Genomic DNA, 19,913 nt, shown 5'->3' with positions numbered 1-19,913 from the left:
TAAAATTATGGATCGGATTGAAATGATTCAGGAAAGGCTCTGTTGGCGGTGTTTCTTTAGGACTTTCTAGGCCGCAGCCCCTAGGCTTGGCCAGTGTGAGCGTGATTTTTTGACGTTGAGGAAGCGACCCTATGGCAACCCGGGATAGAGGCTCGCGGAAGGCAGCCAGCGCTGGAGATGCCGAGGTGCTGAACCGCGCCCATCTCGCCCATTACACCCTCGACAATGCCGAGCTGGAGCGGGAAATCGTGGCGCTGTTCCTGGAACAGTTGCCGGTGACCATTGCCGCCATGGAGAACGCCAAGACGGCGACGGACTGGAAAATGGCCGCCCATACGGTCAAGGGATCGGCGGCAGCTGTCGGCGCTACGCGGATCAATGCCATTGCCGATGAACTCGAAGCCCATGCCGCCAATCGCCGCTCTAGTACCGCCCAGGCCCTCATGATGGACATGCAGGAGGCTGCGGAACAATTCAGGGCTGTGGCAAAGCGCATCTTCGGCTGAAAAGCCCCGGCGATTGAATTCAGCCATCCAATCCCCTAGAAGGCGCGTTCGGCAAAACCCAGAGTTCGGATCGGACGCCCCCATGCCCAAGATTACCTTCATCCAGCACAATGGCACCGAGCAGACCGTGAACGGGCTGCCCGGCATGTCGGTCATGGAGGTGGCGGTCAAGAACCTTGTGCCGGGGATCGATGCTGATTGCGGCGGCGCCTGCGCCTGCGCGACGTGCCATGTCTATATTGAGCCCGAATGGCGAGAGAAGGTAGGCAAGCGCAATCCGATGGAAGAAGACATGCTGGACTTCGCCTTCGACGTGAAGGAGGAAAGCCGCCTCTCCTGCCAGATCAAGGTGAACGACACGCTGGACGGCCTCCGCGTGCGGGTTCCGGAAAAGCAGTTCTAGCTTTGCCGCCGGGCATGCGCTGGCTTGAGCCTCCGTATACGGAGGAATTGTCCGGGAAGCTGCTCGCTTTGAATAACGCCCATGCCGAGGAACTTTCCTTCAAGACGGCGGAGGGCTTCGCCAAATTGATCGTGTCCGCTTCCTTTGTCCGCGCGGCGGCGGACGGATTGGCCTTCCTGATCGGCTTTCACGAGGGGTGCCATTACGACAGCCCGAATTTCCAGTGGCTGAAACGGCGGTTTCCCCGTTTCAACTACATTGACCGCGTGGCGGTGAGCGCCGAAGCGCGTGGCCGGGGGCTGGCGCGGGCGCTCTACGGCGAGTTTGAGAAAGATACGCGGGCGCAAGGGCGCGAGCGGCTGGTGTGCGAGATCAACAGCGTTCCGCCCAATCCGCAATCGGATGCCTTTCACCGCGCGCTGGGATTTTCGCCGGTGGGCGAGCAGCATCTTGGCGACAGGGACAAGACAGTCCGCTACTGGGCGAAAGAACTTTAGCTCATCGTCTGCTTGCGGCGTAGGCGCTTGCGCTCGATTTCCAGCGTCTCGCGCCGGTTGGGCCTGCCCAGCAGTTTGCGGAAGCCGTCGCGCCGCTCATGCACTGAGGCGATGGCGAGGCCCATGGGAACGCCGGTTTCCACCAGCAGCGCCTCGCCCAGTTGGAGGCTCGACTCGATGGTTTCGGGCACCGCTTCGGTGACGCCCAGCGTATAAAGCTTCATGGCATGTTTTTCATCACGCGCGCGGGCGATGATCTTGAGGTCCTCGCGCTCGGCGCGCGCGGTGCGCGTTACATCGTCCACACGGACCGGGGAATCCATGGTGATGGCCAGCGCAGGGGCTTCCGCCAGCCCGCATTTCTTGAGAAACTCCGGATTGGCGGCGTCGCCGTAATAGACGGGAAGACCACTCCGCCGTTCACGCGACACCAGTTCGGCGTCATTGTCGATGGCGAGATAGGGAATCTTGTGTTCATCCAGCATGGCGGCCACGAGATGGCCCACGCGGCCAAAGCCCGCGACGATCACACGCGGCTGATTGTACTCAGGCACAGGGTCTGCCGCCGCAAGCGCCACGTTGGATTTCTTGCGCAGCGTGCCGGCGATGCGGCTGCCGATCTTGGCGAGGAAGGGCAGCGCAACCATTGTGAGCGTCACGATCAGCAGCGCATCGTGGTTGGCATCATCCGGCATCAGCTTGAGGGCGAGTGCCTGGCCCAGAATTACAAAGGCAAATTCGCCGCAGGGCGACAGCAGGAAGGCGCTTTCGATGGAGGCGCCGCGGCTCAGGCGGAAAACGCGAGCCAGCACGTAGACGATGATCCATTTGATCAGCAGGAGGCCTGCGGCGATGCCCAGAATATGCGCCGGGCTCATCACCAGGCCGTGCAGGTCGATGCCGAGGCCGACCACGAGGAAGAACGCGCCGAGCAGCAGGCCCTTGAACGGCTCGATGATCGCTTCGATGGCGCGGCGGTATTCGGTTTCGGCCAGCATCAATCCGGCAATGAAAGCGCCGAGCGCCATAGAGAGTCCGGCCAGATTGGCCAAAACGCCGGTGCCCACGGCGATCAGCAGCGTGGCCGCCATGAAGAGATCGGAACTGTTGGTTCCCGCGACGAGGCGCAGCAGCGGGCGCAGCGCGAAGCGGCCCACCAGCACGATCAGCACAATCGCCAGCCCGGCCTGCAGCAGCGCGTAGAAAATCCCTTGAAGCACCGGGCCATCGTCATCGTGCCCCAGGATGCCGACGAGCAGCAGCATGGGGATGACAGCGAGGTCCTGAAACAGCAGCACGGAGAAACTGGCGCGGCCGGTTTGCGAGCCCATGCGCTTGGCATCGGACAGAAGCTGCACCACGATGGCCGTGGAAGAGAGCGACAGGGCGGCACCCGCGATCAGTGCCGTATTGACGGGAAAGCCCATCAGCCGTGCGCCGAGGAAAATCGCCGCTGTGGTGAGAACCACCTGCAACCCGCCGAAGCCAAATACCAGGCGGCGCATGGTGTTGAGGCGCTCGAAGGAAAGCTCGAGTCCGATCAGGAACAGTAGGAAGACGACACCCAGTTCGCCCAGCGATTCCAGATTGTGCGGATCGGCGATCGAGAGAAACCGGAAGGCCGGAAATTGCTCCGCCGCCTTGCCCAGAATGTCGTGGCTGAGGATCACGCCGACGACGAGAAAACTCAGCACGGCATTCAGGCCAACGCGGATGAACAGCGGCACCACGAGGCCCGCCGTGCCCAGCACGATCAGAAATTCCTTGTATTCCGTGAATCCTTCCGCCGCCATGGCGCCAGTGTGTGGGATGGGCGGATGAAATGGAAGGTTTAATTTCGGGTCTTCATGGGCTGGCAGCCATTACGAGAAAGATGACGAAGATCGCCAGATGCACGTAGCCCTGCAGGATTGTGGTGCGGCCGGTGCCCAGCGTCGTGATGCTCACGAAAAGCGCCAGTGCCAGCAGGGAGGTTTTCATCGGCGAAACGCCAAGCGCCAGTTGCTGGCCGGAGAAAGCGGTGAAAAGTGTTACGATGGGAATGGTGAGGCCGATGCTGGCGATGGTTGAGCCGAGCGCCAGATTGATGCTCACCTGCGGGCGGTTGCTGAGCGAGGCGCGCACCGCCGCGATGCTTTCCGGCGCAAGCACCAATCCGGCGATGATCACGCCCGCGAATTCATAGGGAAGATGCGCGGCAGAGATCAGCGTGTTCAATTGCGGCGACAGGGTTTTTGCCAGCAACACGACGCCGGTGAGGGCGATCAGCAGCAGAATCATGCTGGCGCCCGCCATCTGTTTCGTCACTGTGGCATGGCCATCGGACGCCTCATCGCCGGATGCAAGAAAGTAATCGCGGTGCCGCACGGTCTGCACGAACAGGAAGGCGCAATAAAGCGCCAGAGACACCAGCGCCACGGCGGTCAATTGCACCTTGCTGTAGAAAGGGCCTTCCGCCGCCACGGTGTAATTGGGAAGGATCAGCGAGATCGCCGCCAGCGTGCCCAGCACCGAAAGATAGGACGTTGCACCGCTCACGGTGATGGTTTGCTCATAATGTTTCTGCCCGCCCGCGAGGAGGCAGAGGCCAATCAGTCCGGTGAGGACGATCATCACGGCGGAATAAACCGTATCGCGGGCGATGGTGGGGCCGCCATCGGGGGCGGAGAGCATCAGCGCCACGATCAGCCCCACCTCGATCACCGTCACCGCCACGGCGAGAACGATCGAGCCAAAAGGTTCACCCACCAGCGCCGCCACGATTTCAGCGTGATGAACCGACGAAAAGACGGCGCCGATCAGCAAGATGATTGAAATGACGACCACCGCCCAATGCGCGGAGGGAACGAACTCGCCCAGCTTGACGGCCACCATGATCACCGCGAGAACGGGAAAGATCACCGTCCAGAGGGGATTGCCCGCGCCGTGATGGTCCGCCGATGCCATTGTCCGTTCTCCGCTGTTGCTTCAGAAGCTATGGCAAGCCGGTTGGCGATTCCAACCGAAAACGAAGAGGGTACCCATGACACTCATCCGCGGGCGTGATCTGAGCCTGCCATTTCCGGGCGAGACCGGCCCTTTCAACGCCATCACCGATGTGGCGGGGGTGGAGGTGGGCGTCACCACGCTGATTTCCGGCGATGGGCCCCTGATCGTGGGGCAAGGGCCGGTGCGAACGGGCGTGACGGCCATCCTGCCGCGCGGGCGGGCGGGTGCGGGCACGCCCTGTGCGGCGGGCTACCACTCCTTCAACGGCAATGGCGAGATGACGGGCACCATCTGGATCGAGGAAGCGGGTGAACTCCAGTCGCCCATCACCATTACCAACACGCATTCCTGCGGCGTGACGCGCGATGCGACCATTCAGTGGCAGGTGAAAAACCGTTTCGGTACGGGCCAGGACTGGGGCCTTCCCGTGGCCGCTGAAACCTATGATGGCGAATTGAACGACCTCAACGGGTTTCACGTCAAACCCGAACATGTCTTCGCGGCGCTCGATGGCGCGCGGAGTGGGCCGGTGCCGCTGGGCAGCCAGGGCGGCGGCACGGGCATGATCTGTTATGATTTCAAGGGCGGCAACGGCTCATCGTCGCGCAAGGCGATGGGCTATACCGTGGGCGTGTTCGTGCAATCGAATTTCGGCCAACGCGAACAGTTGATGGTGCTGGGCGTGCCGGTGGGCCGCGCTGTCACCCATGACAAGCTGCGCTGGAAGGACCAAGGCTCGATCATTGTGATCGTGGCGACGGACGCGCCGCTGCTGCCGCATCAGTTGAAGCGCATTGCCCGCCGCGTACCCATGGGCATGGCGCGCACCGGTGCCGTGGGATCGAACGGTTCCGGCGATATTTTCCTCGCCTTCTCCACCGCCAATGCGGGCGCTTTCGGCATGAGCAAGGATAAGCGGGCGATGGAATTCCTGCCCAATGGCGCGCTGGACCCGCTGTTCTCGGCCACGGTTGAGGCGGTGGAAGAAGCGATCATCGACAGCATGATCTGTAACCAAACGATGGTGGGCCGCGACGGCAATACGTCGATTGCCCTGCCGCATGATTTGCTTCTGGAACAGATGCACCGCTATGGCAGGGCCGTGTGAAGTTGCCTGGCCAGATCGGCCAGTGTTTCAATGTGAGTTCAGCAGGCTCGCTTTATCCATCGCGCGCTGCATGCGGGTTGTGTAGCCGTAGCTGGCTATCAGGGCATCGCAGTAGGCTAGGTCTTCCGGGTTCAGCTCGTCGGTGTTGCCCGCCACGGAGCCCCGCCTGACGATCCTCTGGTCATCGCCTGCGGCGGTTTTGGTGAACCTGTCGCCAAACCGCGCGTGCAGTTCGCCGCTTTGCTCCTGCCGCTTCATCGCATCGAATGTGTGGCCGGCAACAGCCTGGGCGATCTGCGCGCTGTCCGCGCGGCCACATCCGAAGAACCTGATGATCGCCGCAAGGTGTTCTTCAGGCGCCTGCCGCATGTCATCGTAGCGAACGGCCTTGAAATTCCGGAACTTCGGATAGGATTCAATCCAGCCCAGATTGAATGCGAGGATGCGTTCCAATCCGGTTGCCGGCGCCCGCAGGAAGGAAGAAATCCCCCCCGGGAACGCGCCACCGTGTTTGTGGAGAACATGATGGTAGTAGGAAACCAACGTGTCCTTGGGATCGCGAAACAGGAACAGCACCCGGCGGGAATAATATCTCTCAATGCCGTTGCACATCCGCTCGGGGGGCGAGGCAAGGCGGGGTCTCGCCTTGACATGGACAAATTTCGGATCGAGCGCCAGCTCATGCAACATCATGCGCAGCCAGGTGCGGCCGGACCGCGGAAAGGACACAATGCGTGCGCGGCGCACCGTCAGCCGCAACTGATTGAGCGTCCGCTCCGGGCTGGGGTCTACAAGCCAGATTATCCTGTTGCCCCGGCTATCCTTCATGGCAAGGATTTTCCCGTTTTGCGCGATGAAGACCTGCTGGAAACGAGTTTCGCACGCCCATGCGAAATTTCGTATAGCGTGTCTGCGATCTCTGTCCACGCGGGCCTGTGCGTAATGGCGACGATCGTGTATTTCCCGCGAAGATCGGCGATATTGCGGACGATTTCCTGCTCCGTAGCGGGATCGAGCGCGCTGGTTACCTCGTCAAGAATGAGGACCTCCGGCTTCATGACCAAGGCTCTTGCCAATGAAATGCGCTGCCGCTGGCCGCCTGAAAGCTTGCCGCCCATCTCGCCTACGCTGGTGTCGAGGCCGGCGGGCAGGGTAGGCAAAAGGGAATCGGCACCGGCGAGGCGCAGCGCTTCGAGCACATCGGCGTCGGGGATCGAGGTGTCTCCCATGGTGATGTTCTCGCGCACCGTCGAGTGAAGCAGGCTGAGTTCCTGCGGAACATAGCCGATTTTCTTGCGCCAGGCATGAATATCAATCTGGTCCAGCGGCACGCCGTCGAGCGTTATCCTTCCTTTGTCCGGCACATGCAGGCCGATCAGCATATCGATGATGGTGGTTTTTCCCGCGCCGGAAGGCCCCATCAATACATTGATGCCATTCGCCGCGAGGACGAGATCGACAGCCTGCAACACCCTGATTTTCCCGTGCGCAAAACTGACCTTTTCAAACTGGCAGGCCTTCGCCAGGCGAGGCTGCTGTTTGCCTGCATGGACCTCGCGGTGCGCTTCCGCCTGAGCGATCAGATCCTGCGTGCGGAGATAGGCGCTTTCCACCTGGACCGATTGCTGAAGGTTCTTCTGCAGTTTGGACATTATGTCGATGATCTTGAAAAAGATCACGCCGCTGACCACAAGTTCCGCCAGCGGCACCTGCCACCATGTGTAGGCAAAATAGACAGCCGCCGTCACCAGCACGGCCACAATGCCATCGCTGCCCTGATTGAGACCCTGTTTGGCGAATTCCCGCGTGACGAGCGACCGGCGCAGCCGTTTCAGCGTTTGATCCAGATGCTTCTGCATCGGAGCATAGCGGTTCATGCTTTTCAGCGCCTTGATATTGGCGAGCATGTCGACGACGAAGACGGTCAGTTCGGATGTCCGGTCGGTTTGCTTGTATCCGGATGTCTTCGTGATGCGGATCAGCCGCCGCATGCTGAACGACAGAACGATGCCGGCGATTAGACCCATGGTGGCAAGGCGCCAGTTCATGATAAGGCCAATCGCGACATAGCAGATTGCCTGCACAACGAACGACACGGTTTGCGCAGCGAGAAGATAGGCTTCCCCGGCCCTTGTGGCATCGTTGCTCACCGCATTGGCGAAGCGGCCGCCGTGCTGGTCCGCATAGAATTGCCATTGCGCCCCGAAGACGGCCGCCAGCAGGCGCTGGCGGAGGCGCACCGACACTTTTGCCGCGGAGATACCGGCATATGACAGCACGGCGAAGCCGATTAGGGATTTCAGAAACAGGGTTACGGCAATCACTAGCAGCAATGGGCCAAGGGTGGGCTGCACGCCGAATTTCTCGAACAGGGTATGGATCCAGGTCGTCAGTACCGAAGGCTTTCCTTCCGTTCCGGCGATCAGCGTCGTGGCCGGGAGAAGCGTGCTGATGCCGATCGCCTCTATCAGCGCGGCGATCAGGAGGCTGGCAAGAACAAGAAGCGGCCGCGTGCCTTCCGCGCGCCAGAACACCTGGAAAACCTGTTTCATCAAAAAATGTCTAAAGCCTGCTGGCGGATTGAACGGGCACGTTCAATACAGGGGATGGAAAAGCTACTCAAGGTCGGCTCATTCCATGGGCTCATATGTCCGCGATCGATAATGCAGCCGGAACGGGAATGAGAGCTGTCCCATCACGCGCTGTAAGGATGGCGCAAGCTCGATCCGCCAGCGCTCGGCGGTGGAAATCCTCAAATCCTGGACCCAGTTTCCAGCCACCTGATGTTGCACGAAGCCCGGGGGAGGGCCGTTTTCAAGTATTTGCAAGACCCGCTGCGCACCAGCTTCCCCCAGCAGGGCTTCGAGATACCAGTGTTGCGAGCGGGTGAAATCTTCGTACAGCAGCCGCGTTCCACCCAGCCGTTTCATCGCACGGGCGGCCAGCGCATTCCGCATCGCCCATTTTATCAGGATACGGAAGATGCGCGGCCTGCCATAACCCCTTGCCTCTGGCTTCAAACTGCCATCTCGATAGCGGGCGCGCTGCATGCGCGAGAACATGATGCCGCGCGGGTCGCGGATCAGATTGGTGAGGCGGACGCTGACGCCGGGTGCGGACGCAAGCAGCGCCGCGTAGCGCATGGTCTTCGAACTGTCGACGATGACGCGGGCACCTGATACGTCGCGGATTGCCTGATACAGGCTGATAAGCGGCGCGGCATAGGCTCCGTCTAGTCTTTTCCGGGTGGGAAAGAAAAATGCGGTTGGAAGAAGACGCAGCATTTCCCGCCGGTGATCGAGACGTGAAAAAGTTTGCGCTGCCTGCTTTGCAGGCTCGGTATCGAACCCGCCGAAGGCACGCTGGAAAACCTGTGTCCAGAAGGGGCAATCGCGAAAGGGCTGGCCGCACCCGCAATTCTCATTACGAAGCAGACCGTCGCGCCACACGTCCCGCACCTCTCCCACATAAACATGACCATCGGCCAGCCCGAGGACGGAACCGACGAGGGTCGATCCCGAGCGGGGATGACTGACGATGTAAAGAATGGGAATGGCTGCTTCTGTCATCTCCGGCGGCCTCCGTTCAGGTGGCCAGTCCCTTCTCGACCAGGAAATTGGCCCAGAGAATATCGAGTTCGGTGTCGATGTTGGGAAGATTGCCTTCGACGATCACCGCGCCAGGATTGGCGCCCATGATGGATTTCTGCTCCACCAGGCATTGCCGGGTGATGGCGTAGGCAATGCCGTTGCGGTGATAGACGGGCTTCAACTGCTGGCGGGCGATGATGTGCGCGCCGGCGGGGTCGTAATAGGCAAGCGCGCCATCGCCGCCCACGGTGAGCTGCTTCAGGGGATGCGCCTTGGAATCGGTTTCGCTCACCGTCCACACGGCGTCGAAGCCGCCTTTCGCGAGATGTTCCATCGTGGCGGTCACATGCTCAGGCTTGCGGCCCGGCGAAGTGGGCTGGAGCATGAGGATCACATCATAGGCCACGCCGTCCCGCGCTTCCATTTCGGTGAGCGCGTGGATGAGCACCTGCCAGTCGCTGATGATCGAGCCTGAAATATCTTCGGGGCGGCGGAAGGGCGCTGCGAGCCCCGCCTGTTCCGCCACCGTGGCGATGCCGTCATGATCGGTGGAGACGATGGCGCGGTCGATCCAGGGCAGGGCCTTCGTCACGCGCCCCGCCAGCGCCACCAGTGGCACGCCGCCGACCTCCCGCAAGTTCTTGAGCTTCACGCCCTTGGAGCCGCCGCGCGCGGGAACCACAGCCAAAACCCTTCGGCCTTCAAACATGCCGTTCTCCCGCGATGATGCGCCCTGCTGTTTCGAGATCCTCCGGAGCGCGGATGGGAATGAAAATGGCGGCGTTGGCGCTTGCCGCAAGCTCATCCGAAATGCCGTCGCCTACCACCACGACGCGCGCCGGATCATGGCGGCCATCGCGAATGATCTCCGCAACCTTGGCGGTTTTTTCGGTGGGATATCCATCGACGCTTTTGAAAAAGGCTCTCCATCCGCGCCGTGCAATTTGCGCGCGCACGGCATCTTCCGGCGTATTGGAGCAGAGATGCAGCGGAATCTGTTTTGACAGTGCCTCAAGAAGCCGCGACGCGCCCGGCAGTTCGGGCGCTGCCGCAACGGCCGCCGCCGATACTTCGCCATAACGCGCGACAAGCGCGTCATCCGAAAAACCGCCGGTGCCGATCTTCTCGTCCCGCATGCGCCGCGCCATTTCCGGGATCACGCGATGGCGCGAGCCGTCAGGATCTTCCAGCAATACATTTCCCACGATGGCGCGGTGCGCGGCGTCATCGGGGAAGATGGCGAAAAATGAGTCGCGTTTGGCTCCCGCGGAGTCGACCAGCGTGCCGTCGAAATCGAAGACCGCCGCGTCAAATCGCATGCTTGGAGCGGAAATAGGCGAGCCAGTTGTCCACCTTCGTCTTGCGTTCGTCGCGCGGCATGCTGGCGATTGACGGATCCTCGTAGAAGGAATCGTTCTGATAGGCGGTGGTGGACACTTCCTCGAAGATACAGCCGTCGAGCGTGGCGAATTTGTGCCACTGGTTGGGCTCGACAAGGAACGTGTCGCCGGGGCTCATCCTGATCTTGGCTCCTTCCTTCACGATCTCAAGATCGCCGTCGAGAAGCTGGAACGTCTCTTCCTTCAGCTTGTGAAAATGATAGGGGTGTTTCTGGCGGGGAAGCTGGATCACCAGCTTCTTGGCATAGCTGCGGTTGATGCAGGTGATGAGCACCGCGCCGAACTCGCGGAAGCGCCTCAGCCCATAATGGTGGGAAATCTCGATCGATGCGTCTTCGTTGATGTGGATGTTCGCCTTGCTCAGCATGCCGCGCACCTGCAGCATGATCTGGTAGACCAGCGTTTCATCGCTCACACCCTGGCCGCTGAGATTGGCGTCGAGCGGCGCGTTGGCGGCATAGTCCTTGTCGGCGGTGAGGCCCTGGCGCCAGTGGCCGGAGACCAGTTGCCCATCTTGCACGGGCATGGCGAAGAACACATCCTGCCGCTTGATCGTCTCGCCCTTGGCGATGGCGCGTTTCGCATAGGTTCCACGCTTCAACTCCACCAGCGTCTGGCGTTCGGCGGGCGAGGTGGGCGGGCGCTCCTCATTGCCCAGCATGGCGCGCGCCTGATGGAAGGCGGCAATCCATTTCTCAAGCTGTTCGGGCGTCGAGGAATAGGCGTTGAGCTTGTGCTTGTCGGTGTTGAGGCCGACGTGGCGCTCGAACATGCGGGCGCCCAGCGCATAGGCGATCTGCACGGGCGCCGTGGCGTTCTGGTCTTCGTGAGTAGACCAGCCGATGGTGGTATCGCGATAGCGCTCGCGCATGGCGGTGATCTGGTTGAGTTGCAGCTTGTCGTCGGGCGTCGGGTAAAGCGCCACGCAATGCATCAGCGCGAATTCGGCCCGCTCGCTCTCGAAGAAGTTCACCAGCCAGTCGATTTCATCGGTGCGGAGCCCTGCGGTAGACACCACAACGGGCTTGTTGACGCGCGCCACTTTCTCCAGCAGCGGCCGGTCATCGGCGGAACAGCTGGCGATCTTGATGATGTCGAGGCCCATGTCGCAGATGATGTCCACCGACTCCTCGTCGAAGGGCGTGCACATGGTGAGCAGCCCTTCAGCGCGCACATGTTCCGCGAGCTTGGCGAAGGCATCCATCTCGAGGCGCGTCTCGGAGAAGCGCTTCACATATTTATGGTCGCTCTTGCCTTTAAAATCCGGGTGGATGAAGCTGTCGAGCTGGCGGAACTGGAACTTCAGCGCACCCTTCACTTTGCCGGCGCGATTCACCCGGCCCACTTCGGTGACGATGTTGCGGGCATGCGCGATGTCGCCCTGATGATTGTTGGCAAGATCGTAAACGAAGAGATTTTCAAAATCGAAAGTCTTGGACATGGAAACTCCGGGTTACTGCAGGGCCTCGGGCGTATAGCCCTTGCTCCAGTCGATGCGGACACGGCGGCCAGAGGCGTGGGATTTGAACGCGGCGGCAATCACCATCATGGTGTCGAGGCCGCATTCGAGCGCGATGGGGGAGGCTTTCACCTTGCCCGCCATCACCTGTTCGAGATGGGCGATCTCGGCCTTGAAATCATCGGCGCGGGTCTTGGCGATCAGCGTTTCCTCCGCCTGATCGCCGATGCCGCTGATGATGCCGTCATGGCCGGGCTTGGCGCCGACCAGCCAGTTCACATAGCCGTCGCGGCCCTGTATGCGGCATGATTTTTCGGCCGGCTGCGTCACCACGTCCTGGATGACGTCGCCGACGAGGCCCTGATCCGTCTTGAGGGAAATGTAGCAGAGGCGGTCATAGTCGGTGCCATTCTCCTGCACCATGTCGAGCATCGCCTGCACCTCGGCCACGCGGCCGCCGCCGATGAGATTGGCGAAATGCTGCCAGATGTTGATGCCGTGGGAATGTTCGCCTGCCGAGCCGCCGCCGCGTGACGAAAATCCCAAGTAAGATGCGGCAGGTCCCGGAAGCCAGGGATGCGCCTTGAAGATGCCGCCCCAATGCTCGCGCGTGCGGGCGGAGATGGTTGCGATGGGGCCGAGTTTGCCACTGGCGATCACCGCTTCGGCCGCCACCGTATTCTTGCCCAGCGTGTGATTATAGCCCACGGCGCCAAAGACGCCCGCCTTCTTCAGGCGGTCATTGAGGGCGGCGCAGCCTGCGAGGTCAGGCCCGGCCAGCGGCTTTTCGATGAGCAGCACCTTGGGCGTCACCCGGTCGAGGACAGCATTGGCCAGCGCGATGTGGCTGTCGGGCGGCGTGCCCACAAACACCACGTCGGCCTCGTCTCCCATGGCGTCGCGCGAATCCTTGAGCACGATCTCCTTGTCCCATGCGCCATAGCGCTGGGGATAGATGCTGGTCTTCGTGCGCTCGAGCGCAGCCGGGTCGATATCGGTCAGCGTCACCCGCCAGCCGTGGGCACGGGCGGCGTTGGCGAGATGATTGCCGATGGAGCCTGCGCCGATAATCCTGATAGAATGCATAAACGTCCTGATCCTGAAACCGGGGGCCTTCTAGCGCGAAAAACCTGGCGATGGAATGACCGGTTTACAACCCGCTGGCGGGGCCGATTTCGTAGATATCCCGATGGATTTGCCGCCAGCGCACATCGGGCAGGGCCGGAACGGCGGCGCGCAGGCGGGCAACGGTTTCAGACATCAGGGCGTCGCCGATGCCGGGGAACTTGTGCGCCGTGTAGCGGCGGCTGCTCGGGGAACCGGGCAGGCGGGTGGTGATGGCGCGCAGGGCGTGGCGCTTGTAGTGGCCGTACAAACCCTTCATCCGGTTTGACAGGCCGAAGGCACTGGGCGCCAGCCGGGCCGCGTGATCATCCAGGGCCGACAGGATGCGCTCACAGCTCAAGGGGCCGTCCACAGAGGCGATATGGTGCCTCAAAATCTCCCGTTGCGTGCCGTCGAGCGAAGCCGCCGCCTCCGTTGGCCTCGCAAGGAACCTGCGCGCCGTGGCGATGACATCCTCAACCGTCCTGCAATCGGTGCTGACCGCGTCCGAAAGCTCGACCTCGAACAGGTTTGACACGACTGGATGATAGGCGAGGGCAGGTGTTCCGATTACAGCGGCTTCCACAGCGCTGGTGCAGCCATTCTGAACAAGGCCGCGTGCCGCGATGAGCCATGGCGCCATGGGGCCTTCATGGATCACCTGCACATTCTTGAGGCCTTGCGCGGCGGCTTGCCATGCTGCTGCATTTTCGGAAGGATGCGGGCGCACAATCAGCGTTGCAGGGGCAATGGCCTGCGCCAATTCCGGCACCATGAGGCGAAAGGCGTCGAACACCACCTGCTTGTGATCGATGAGGCCCTGTTTCAACGCATCGCGGCGCACTGTGTCGGCGGTTTCGGAGGTGCGGAAGCGCACATGGTCGGCGATATAGTGATTGACCATGCTGAAATTGCTCGAGAGCAGGATGAAATCGCCAAAGCGCTGGCGGATGATGTCCGCCGCTGGGCGATAAAAGTCACGCAATTCCGGCCGCAGCAGGTCCATGCGCGGGTTGCCGACCGGCAGGATGGGGGCATCCTGATAGCCCTCAAAGCTCCGCCACACTTCGGCATTGTTCTCTCCCCATGCGAAGAGCAGGCGTGGGCGGTTGAAGGTTTCGGCATCGAGCATCATCAGATGCGCCTCATCGGATTGCCGGATGAGCGATTCCTCATCCAGCGCCACGATCACATGGCCAAGCTGCTCCAGCAGCCTGAGAATGCGGCGATTGCCGATCCGCACGCCTTTCGACAAATAGATGCTCTGGGGGATGCGCGGCAGGTTCTGATGAATGGCGGTGCGGCCGCCGAAGATCACCCGCCAGCCGCGGCCCGCGGCGCGCAAGGCAAGATGCAGCTTGGCGTCGAACTCGCGGTTCAGCGTCTCGACGGGAATGGTCAGTGTCTGCGGGCGCTGGGGGTGAAGGGCGGTGGGGTTCGCCATGACGGCGGCGGTGGTAGCACCCGTCAATTCCCCTTGCAAGGCTGGCGGCACTGGCAATCAGGCGCTCTCCATCCTATTATCCATGGGGTATTGAAAAGAGAGATTGTCATGAAGAACACCGTGTTCATCCATACCAATGGCAAGCAGATTGCGGGGGCGATCGCGTCGGCCCATTCGCTCAAGCGGAATTCCAAAAATCCGGATGCCTTCGACGTGAAGATCATCCGCCAGGAGGACTTTCCCTTCTTCAAGGAATTCGAGGGCAAGCAGTTTCTGCGCGCGGGCGGCTGGCGCACCTGGAAGAATGACGACCTGCAATCCTTCACGCCCACCCGCTTCATGCCGCCGGAGCTCATGGGCTATCAGGGCCGCGCCGTGGTGATCGATCCGGATGTGTTCGCGGTGGGCGATGTGAACGAACTTCTCACGCGCGACATGGGCGGCAAGGCCATCATGGCCAAGCGCCGCGCGGGCCACAATGGCCGCGATGATTATATCGCCTCCAGCGTGATGCTGCTCGATTGCGCAAAGCTCACGCACTGGAATGTGAAAAAGCAATTCGAGGACATGTTCGCGGGCAAGCTCGATTATGAGAACTGGATCATCCTCGCCAACGAGCCGCGCGAGAATATCGGTTATCTCGAATCCTATTGGAATGATTTCGATCGCCTGGCGCCGGATACCAAGCTGATTCATAACACCAAGCGGCGTACCCAGCCCTGGAAAACGGGACTGCCCATCGATTTCACCAACCGCGTGCCGCTGATCGGGCGTTTCCTGCCGGAAAACGGCATCAAGCTGTGGGGCAAATACAAGAAGCATCCCGATCCGCGGCAGGAGGCATTCTTCTTCGGTTTGCTCAAGGAATGCCTGGACAGTGGCGAGATCACCCGGGCGCAGATCGAAGCGGAGATGCGCGACAATCATGTCCGCCATGACGCCTTCGAGGTGATGAAGCGGGTGCCGCCGCTGGATGAGCTTCTGGGCGAGGTGCGGATGGCGGCCTGAGCCGCCGTCTGTGGGGGAACCGGCGAAAGTCTGGGTGCTGCACGGCCCGCGCACTGGCGACAATGCGCAGACGCGCCATCTCGCCGATGCGCTGGGACTGCCTTACGAGATCAAGCAGCTTGGCTATAATGCGCTGCACCATCTGCCATCGGCCTTGCGTGGGGCAAGCCTTGCCAGTCTTGATGATGCCTCGCGCGCACTGATCGTTCCGCCATGGCCCCGGCTGGTGATTGCGGTGGGCAAACGCTCGGTGCCGGTGGCGCGCTTCATCAAGAAGGCTTCGGGCGGAGCGGCGAAACTCGTTCACATCGGGCGCCCGCGCGCACCGCTTGATCTCTTCGATCTGGTCGTCACCACGCCGCAATATCAATTGCCGCGCGCGCCCAATGTGGTGGAACTGGCGTTGCCGTTTTCGGCCATGTCACCGGTTTCAGATGCCGAGCGTGAGCGCTGGTCCGCGGAATGGAAAGATTTGCCGCGCCCGTTGTTTGCGGTGTCTCTCGGGGCCGGCCGCTTTCCGCAACGGCTGGGCGCGATGGAGGTATTGGAACTGTCGGAGCAGTTGAAAATGCTGGCTAGGACAGGGCATATCCTGTTGCTGGCGTCGCCCCGCACGAAACCAGAGGTCCTGAAAAATCTGGCGGAGCGTCTGGGGCCGGGGGCCTCTGCCTATCCTTTCAACCGCCAGGACAATCCCTATCGCGCGGCGCTTGATCTGGCTGATCGCGTGGTCGTCACCTCCGACAGCATGTCGATGCTGGGCGAGGCGATTGCATCGGGAAAGCCGGTCAGCATTTTTGAACTGCCGGAATCGCGCGCGGCTCTCTCGTGGTCGGCGACCCATGGCCCCATGGCCTTCGTGGCGCGGAAGGGTTTACTCACGCCACCGCGCAGCATGGGGGCGGTGGCGCGGCGCTTGATCGCCGAAGGCGTTGCCGACCGGCTGGGCGAGGAGACGCATCGCCGCGTTCCCTTCTCCGTCGACTATGAGAGCGTTCTCGCCCGCATACGCGCGCTGGTCGGCTGATCCTCACGCGTCCTTCATGAAGCGCAACCCATCATAGATGGCGGCGTGCACATTGCGGCTGGCCACCGCATCGCCAATGCGGAACAGGCGGAATGTACCATCCTTGTTGGTGTTCACCGTTTGCGGCTCTCCTGCCACCAACGCCTCGTAATCGACAGCGCCCAGATTCACCGACTGCGGCTTCAACGCGAAATAAAGATCGTCCAGCGGCGCGGTGCCGTGTTCCAGCACCACCTGATCGACAAGACGTTCGCCGCAATCGGCCATCGTATAAGGGCTCCACAGCGTAGCCTTGATCTTGTTGCCCTCGCGTTTCAAGGCGCGCACGCGCGTCATGGTGGTGATGGCAACATTGTGCTTCGTGAAGTGGCGCATGTAGGGCACGAGGTTAAGGCCGCCCATGTCTGCCGCGAAATTGCGCTCCGGGCTGATGATTTCCAGCCTGGAACCTTGGGCGGAAATCAGCTCTGCCGCCGCCATGCCAGGGTGGTTTCCGTTGTCGTCGAACAGCAGCACATCCTCGGCCGGCTTCACGTCACCCGACACGATATCCCATGACGAGACCGCAAGATCAGCACCCTCGGCGATGGCTTGCGACTGCGGCAGGCCGCCGGTGGCGATCACCACCAGATCGGGCTCAAGCGCCGTCACATCGTCCGCTTCCGCCATGGTATTGTAGTTTACCGTCACGCCCAGGCGCTCGAGCTGTGACAGCCGCCAGTCGATGATGCCGATCAGTTCCTTGCGGCGGGCGATCTGCGTAGCAAGGCGAAGCTGCCCGCCAGCCTGAGGCGCTGCTTCCAGCACCGTTACCTTGTGTCCGCGCTCTCCCGCCACGCGCGCCGCCTCAAGCCCACCAGGCCCAGCGCCAACAATAACGATGTTCTTCTTCGCCTTTGCCTTGCCGATTACATGCGGCATGGTGGCTTCGCGGCTGGTGGCGGGATTGTGGATGCACAGCGTATCCTGCCCCTCGTAGAGCCGGTCGAGGCAATAGGTGGCGCCCACGCAGGGGCGGATGTCGTCCTCGCGCCCTTCCATGATCTTCTTCACGATATGCGGATCGGCGATGTGGGCGCGCGTCATGCCCACCATGTCGAGCTTGCCCTCGGCGATGGCGTGACGGGCGGTTGCCACGTCATTGATGCGCGCGGCGTGGAAGACCGGGAATTTTGTGGCGGCGCGCACTTCGCCCGCGAAATCAAGATGGGGAGCGGACTTTGCGCCCGCCACCGGAATCACATCCTGCAGCGGCGCGTCGTGGTCGATATGGCCCTTGATGATGTTGAGGAAGTCGACGAGGCCGGAATTTTTCAGGCGCTGGCAGATTTCAATGCCATCGGTCTTCGACAATCCGATGTCCCAGTCCTCATCCGCCGTGAGACGGCAGCCGACGAGGAAATCCTGCCCCACCGCTTTTCGCACCGCTTCAAGCACGCGCATGGTGAAGCGCAGGCGGTTGTCGATCGAGCCGTTATATTCATCCGTACGCAGATTGGTTGCGGGCGACCAGAAGTTGTCCATCAAATGGCCGTAGCATTCGAACTCGAAGCCATCGAGGCCCGCCTCCTTCATGCGCTGTGCGCCCGCCGCATAGTCGGCCACGATGCGGTCGATGTCCCAGTCTTCAATCACCTTGGGGAACGCGCGGTGTGCTGGTTCACGTACGCAGGAGGGGGCAAGGACGGGCAGCCAGTCTGCCTTGTTCCACACCGAGCGGCGGCCCAGATGCGTCAACTGGATCATCACGGCCGTGCCATGTTCGTGGCACTCATCCGCGAGCTTGCGCATCCACGGCACGATCTCGTCCTTATAAGCGAGGAGATTGCCGAAGACCGGTGGCGAGTCACGCGAGACAACGGCGGAGCCCGCCGTCATGGTCATGGCGATGCCGCCCTTCGCCTTCTCCACATGATAGAGGCGGTAGCGCTCGGTCGGCATGCCGTCTTCGGAATAGTTCGGCTCATGCGAGGTCGACATGAGGCGGTTTTTGAGCGTGAGATGCTTGAGCTGATAGGGCTGCAGCAGCGGATCGGAAGAACGGAGAACAGTGGCCATGGGCTGACGTTAACAGACCCGCTCCGCCTGTCACCGCGACATTGTTGCAGGGTTCGATGGCGTTTGAGGAAAGCTCAGTGGCCGGTAAAAGGCTTGAGGCGGCGCAGCCATTCCGCGGGCAAGCGGTAATAGGTGTCGCGGAGCAGGGGACGCAGGGTTTCGAGATAGACCGTACCATAGAGCCAGCCACGGGCGCTCAGTGGAAGATGATAGTCTCGCGTTTCGGTGGCGGCGCTGCTCCATGATTCCTTATGGGGATCATGCGGCACCATCAGGTCGAACACCGTCATGCCGTCGGCCAGGGCCCGGCGCTGGGAAAAATCCATGTGCAGGCGGGCGGGGGAATAGTCGGTCAGTTCATTGATGTGCGAGGTGATGAAGCCGAAATGGCTGGCGCCGAAGCGCAGGCCGATTTCCCATGACAGAGTTTTGCTGCCCGCCTTCATCTGGCTGGTGATGAGCCGTACATTGCCGGAATTGTTGCGCGAGAAATCCTTGAGGAACTCCAGCAGCGCCGCATCATTCAGGATCTGGTTCTGGCGGCCACGCTCGTCGATCCAGCGGCATTTCTCGGCCACGGCCTGCGCCATGGCCGCATCGTTCGCGGGGCTGTTTTCAAGCACCTCGAAGACAACCGGCCCGAATTCATCCTCAAGCGCTTTCCTGATCTTCTTGCGGCGGCGGCGCTGGTTGGAATTATAGCGGGCGTCATAGGCCGCGTCATCGGCGTAGGCGGACAGGTCCAGCCACGGCGCCTGTTCAACCAGCCGCGCATCGCGGAAGGCTTCCTGGAGGAAAGGCTGACAATTGGCATCCTGCCGCACATGTCGGAGGCGGATTGAGTGCAGGCCCGCCGTGTGGCGGATGAAATCCGTGGCAGCGGCCATCCAGCTTTTGGCACACTCGCCCCGCGCCAGCAGGATGTCACCATATTGGGACAGGGGTTCGGCAGCCCAGCGCAGCACGGTGACCGGCCCAACCCGGGTTTTCATGAGCGGCCAGAGAAATTTCAGCTCATCGCCCTGATAGCCGCTGATGATGAAGGGTTCATCGCCGGATTTGCCGCCGCAGAATGTCTTGGCCCAGCTCGCGACCCAGTCATAAGTCTGGAAAACACCATGCGATTTGATGCCGGTGCACTCGAGCATACGCCAGTCAGCCTTCAGAAGTTCAAGGCCATGGACGGTTGATGCAAGCCCGAAATGGGCGTCTCTTGGGGGCACGTAAGCGCCGGTATTGAGACGCGCCGCGGCGGTGCGGCGCGTCAGAGTGACAGGAGAAATGTCCAATCCGGCACTGGTCATGGCAGCGATGATCCAAA

General features: G+C 61.5%; 18 protein-coding genes. 6 read left to right on the top strand and 12 right to left on the bottom strand.

The features are described from left to right. Positions 1 to 131: 131 nt before the first annotated feature. The 3 genes from QM694_RS08225 (at position 132) to QM694_RS08215 (ending at position 1,406) form a co-directional block, all read left to right on the top strand. The gene (locus QM694_RS08225) at positions 132 to 506 is read left to right on the top strand and encodes an Hpt domain-containing protein (protein WP_415006455.1); all 375 of its coding nucleotides are present in this window, start codon (positions 132 to 134) and stop codon (positions 504 to 506) included. Positions 507 to 588: 82 nt separating this feature from the next. Then, entirely contained in the window at positions 589 to 909 is a 321-nt protein-coding gene (locus tag QM694_RS08220) for a 2Fe-2S iron-sulfur cluster-binding protein (RefSeq protein ID WP_415006454.1), read from the top strand. Positions 910 to 923: 14 nt separating this feature from the next. Next, the gene (locus QM694_RS08215) at positions 924 to 1,406 is read left to right on the top strand and encodes a GNAT family N-acetyltransferase (protein ID WP_415006453.1); all 483 of its coding nucleotides are present in this window, start codon (positions 924 to 926) and stop codon (positions 1,404 to 1,406) included. On the opposite strand, the gene QM694_RS08210 is transcribed toward QM694_RS08215, so the two are convergent. After that, positions 1,403 to 3,199 carry a cation:proton antiporter gene (locus tag QM694_RS08210; protein WP_415006452.1) on the bottom strand — a complete coding sequence of 599 codons (1,797 nt, stop codon included), beginning with the start codon at positions 3,197 to 3,199 and terminating at the stop codon, positions 1,403 to 1,405. The two genes, QM694_RS08215 and QM694_RS08210, sit on opposite strands and share 4 nt — an antisense overlap. A 52-nt stretch (positions 3,200 to 3,251) precedes the next feature. Then, positions 3,252 to 4,352, bottom strand: coding sequence for a calcium:proton antiporter (locus QM694_RS08205; RefSeq protein WP_415006451.1), 1,101 nt, complete (start codon positions 4,350 to 4,352; stop codon positions 3,252 to 3,254). A 76-nt stretch (positions 4,353 to 4,428) separates the two neighbouring features. On the opposite strand from QM694_RS08205, the gene QM694_RS08200 reads away from it, so the two are divergent. Further along, a complete protein-coding gene (locus tag QM694_RS08200) occupies positions 4,429 to 5,502 on the top strand; it encodes a P1 family peptidase (protein WP_415006450.1) in 1,074 nt (357 codons plus the stop codon). Positions 5,503 to 5,529: 27 nt separating this feature from the next. Here the strand turns inward: QM694_RS08200 and QM694_RS08195 are convergent, their stop codons facing one another. The 8 genes from QM694_RS08195 to QM694_RS08160 all read right to left on the bottom strand — a co-directional run bounded on the left by QM694_RS08195 (position 5,530) and on the right by QM694_RS08160 (position 14,550). Beyond that, on the bottom strand, positions 5,530 to 6,330 hold the full coding sequence (locus QM694_RS08195) for a sulfotransferase domain-containing protein (protein ID WP_415006449.1): 801 nt from the start codon (positions 6,328 to 6,330) through the stop codon (positions 5,530 to 5,532). Then, positions 6,327 to 8,054, bottom strand: a complete 1,728-nt coding sequence (locus tag QM694_RS08190; protein WP_415006448.1) for an ABC transporter ATP-binding protein — start codon at positions 8,052 to 8,054, stop codon at positions 6,327 to 6,329. The genes QM694_RS08195 and QM694_RS08190 overlap by 4 nt, the downstream gene beginning before the upstream one ends. Positions 8,055 to 8,132: 78 nt before the next feature. Beyond that, positions 8,133 to 9,071, bottom strand: a complete 939-nt coding sequence (locus QM694_RS08185) for a hypothetical protein (RefSeq protein ID WP_415006447.1) — start codon at positions 9,069 to 9,071, stop codon at positions 8,133 to 8,135. 16 nt (positions 9,072 to 9,087) lie between these two features. Beyond that, the gene (locus QM694_RS08180; RefSeq protein ID WP_415006446.1) at positions 9,088 to 9,801 is read right to left on the bottom strand and encodes a cytidylyltransferase domain-containing protein; all 714 of its coding nucleotides are present in this window, start codon (positions 9,799 to 9,801) and stop codon (positions 9,088 to 9,090) included. After that, entirely contained in the window at positions 9,794 to 10,411 is a 618-nt protein-coding gene (locus QM694_RS08175; protein ID WP_415006445.1) for an HAD family hydrolase, read from the bottom strand. Before QM694_RS08175 ends, QM694_RS08180 begins: the two co-directional genes overlap by 8 nt. Beyond that, a complete protein-coding gene (locus QM694_RS08170) occupies positions 10,401 to 11,933 on the bottom strand; it encodes a D-lyxose/D-mannose family sugar isomerase (RefSeq protein ID WP_415006444.1) in 1,533 nt (510 codons plus the stop codon). The genes QM694_RS08175 and QM694_RS08170 overlap by 11 nt, the downstream gene beginning before the upstream one ends. Before the next feature lie 12 nt (positions 11,934 to 11,945). After that, on the bottom strand, positions 11,946 to 13,037 hold the full coding sequence (locus QM694_RS08165) for a Gfo/Idh/MocA family protein (protein WP_415006443.1): 1,092 nt from the start codon (positions 13,035 to 13,037) through the stop codon (positions 11,946 to 11,948). 64 nt (positions 13,038 to 13,101) lie between these two features. After that, positions 13,102 to 14,550: a surface carbohydrate biosynthesis protein gene (locus QM694_RS08160; protein WP_415008593.1), complete on the bottom strand. Its 1,449-nt coding sequence runs from the start codon at positions 14,548 to 14,550 to the stop codon at positions 13,102 to 13,104. A 57-nt stretch (positions 14,551 to 14,607) separates the two neighbouring features. Here QM694_RS08160 and QM694_RS08155 point away from each other — a divergent pair, with 57 nt between their 5' ends. Together QM694_RS08155 and QM694_RS08150 are read left to right on the top strand one after the other, a co-directional pair. After that, the gene (locus QM694_RS08155) at positions 14,608 to 15,507 is read left to right on the top strand and encodes a hypothetical protein (RefSeq protein ID WP_415006442.1); all 900 of its coding nucleotides are present in this window, start codon (positions 14,608 to 14,610) and stop codon (positions 15,505 to 15,507) included. A gap of 34 nt (positions 15,508 to 15,541) precedes the next feature. Next, positions 15,542 to 16,534, top strand: a complete 993-nt coding sequence (locus QM694_RS08150; protein ID WP_415006441.1) for an ELM1/GtrOC1 family putative glycosyltransferase — start codon at positions 15,542 to 15,544, stop codon at positions 16,532 to 16,534. A 3-nt stretch (positions 16,535 to 16,537) separates the two neighbouring features. Here the strand turns inward: QM694_RS08150 and QM694_RS08145 are convergent, their stop codons facing one another. After that, the gene (locus tag QM694_RS08145; RefSeq protein WP_415006440.1) at positions 16,538 to 18,592 is read right to left on the bottom strand and encodes an FAD-dependent oxidoreductase; all 2,055 of its coding nucleotides are present in this window, start codon (positions 18,590 to 18,592) and stop codon (positions 16,538 to 16,540) included. Positions 18,593 to 18,666: 74 nt separating this feature from the next. Continuing rightward, entirely contained in the window at positions 18,667 to 19,896 is a 1,230-nt protein-coding gene (locus tag QM694_RS08140; RefSeq protein WP_415006439.1) for a GNAT family N-acetyltransferase, read from the bottom strand. Positions 19,897 to 19,913 lie beyond the last annotated feature (17 nt).

It is taken from the genome of Aestuariivirga sp. (assembly GCF_047602625.1).
GTDB lineage: Bacteria > Pseudomonadota > Alphaproteobacteria > Rhizobiales > Aestuariivirgaceae > Aestuariivirga.
The sequence above is the reverse complement of the archived record's forward strand: the minus strand, read 5'-3'. Positions and strand labels throughout refer to the sequence as shown.

Coding starts and splice junctions, on each gene's coding strand:
- QM694_RS08225 (WP_415006455.1), top strand. CDS start 132: ATGGCAACCCGGGATAGAGGCTCGCGGAAGGCAGCCAGCGCTGGAGAT.
- QM694_RS08220 (WP_415006454.1), top strand. CDS start 589: ATGCCCAAGATTACCTTCATCCAGCACAATGGCACCGAGCAGACCGTG.
- QM694_RS08215 (WP_415006453.1), top strand. CDS start 924: ATGCGCTGGCTTGAGCCTCCGTATACGGAGGAATTGTCCGGGAAGCTG.
- QM694_RS08210 (WP_415006452.1), bottom strand. CDS start 3,199: ATGGCGGCGGAAGGATTCACGGAATACAAGGAATTTCTGATCGTGCTG.
- QM694_RS08205 (WP_415006451.1), bottom strand. CDS start 4,352: ATGGCATCGGCGGACCATCACGGCGCGGGCAATCCCCTCTGGACGGTG.
- QM694_RS08200 (WP_415006450.1), top strand. CDS start 4,429: ATGACACTCATCCGCGGGCGTGATCTGAGCCTGCCATTTCCGGGCGAG.
- QM694_RS08195 (WP_415006449.1), bottom strand. CDS start 6,330: ATGAAGGATAGCCGGGGCAACAGGATAATCTGGCTTGTAGACCCCAGC.
- QM694_RS08190 (WP_415006448.1), bottom strand. CDS start 8,054: ATGAAACAGGTTTTCCAGGTGTTCTGGCGCGCGGAAGGCACGCGGCCG.
- QM694_RS08185 (WP_415006447.1), bottom strand. CDS start 9,071: ATGACAGAAGCAGCCATTCCCATTCTTTACATCGTCAGTCATCCCCGC.
- QM694_RS08180 (WP_415006446.1), bottom strand. CDS start 9,801: ATGTTTGAAGGCCGAAGGGTTTTGGCTGTGGTTCCCGCGCGCGGCGGC.
- QM694_RS08175 (WP_415006445.1), bottom strand. CDS start 10,411: ATGCGATTTGACGCGGCGGTCTTCGATTTCGACGGCACGCTGGTCGAC.
- QM694_RS08170 (WP_415006444.1), bottom strand. CDS start 11,933: ATGTCCAAGACTTTCGATTTTGAAAATCTCTTCGTTTACGATCTTGCC.
- QM694_RS08165 (WP_415006443.1), bottom strand. CDS start 13,037: ATGCATTCTATCAGGATTATCGGCGCAGGCTCCATCGGCAATCATCTC.
- QM694_RS08155 (WP_415006442.1), top strand. CDS start 14,608: ATGAAGAACACCGTGTTCATCCATACCAATGGCAAGCAGATTGCGGGG.
- QM694_RS08145 (WP_415006440.1), bottom strand. CDS start 18,592: ATGGCCACTGTTCTCCGTTCTTCCGATCCGCTGCTGCAGCCCTATCAG.
- QM694_RS08140 (WP_415006439.1), bottom strand. CDS start 19,896: ATGACCAGTGCCGGATTGGACATTTCTCCTGTCACTCTGACGCGCCGC.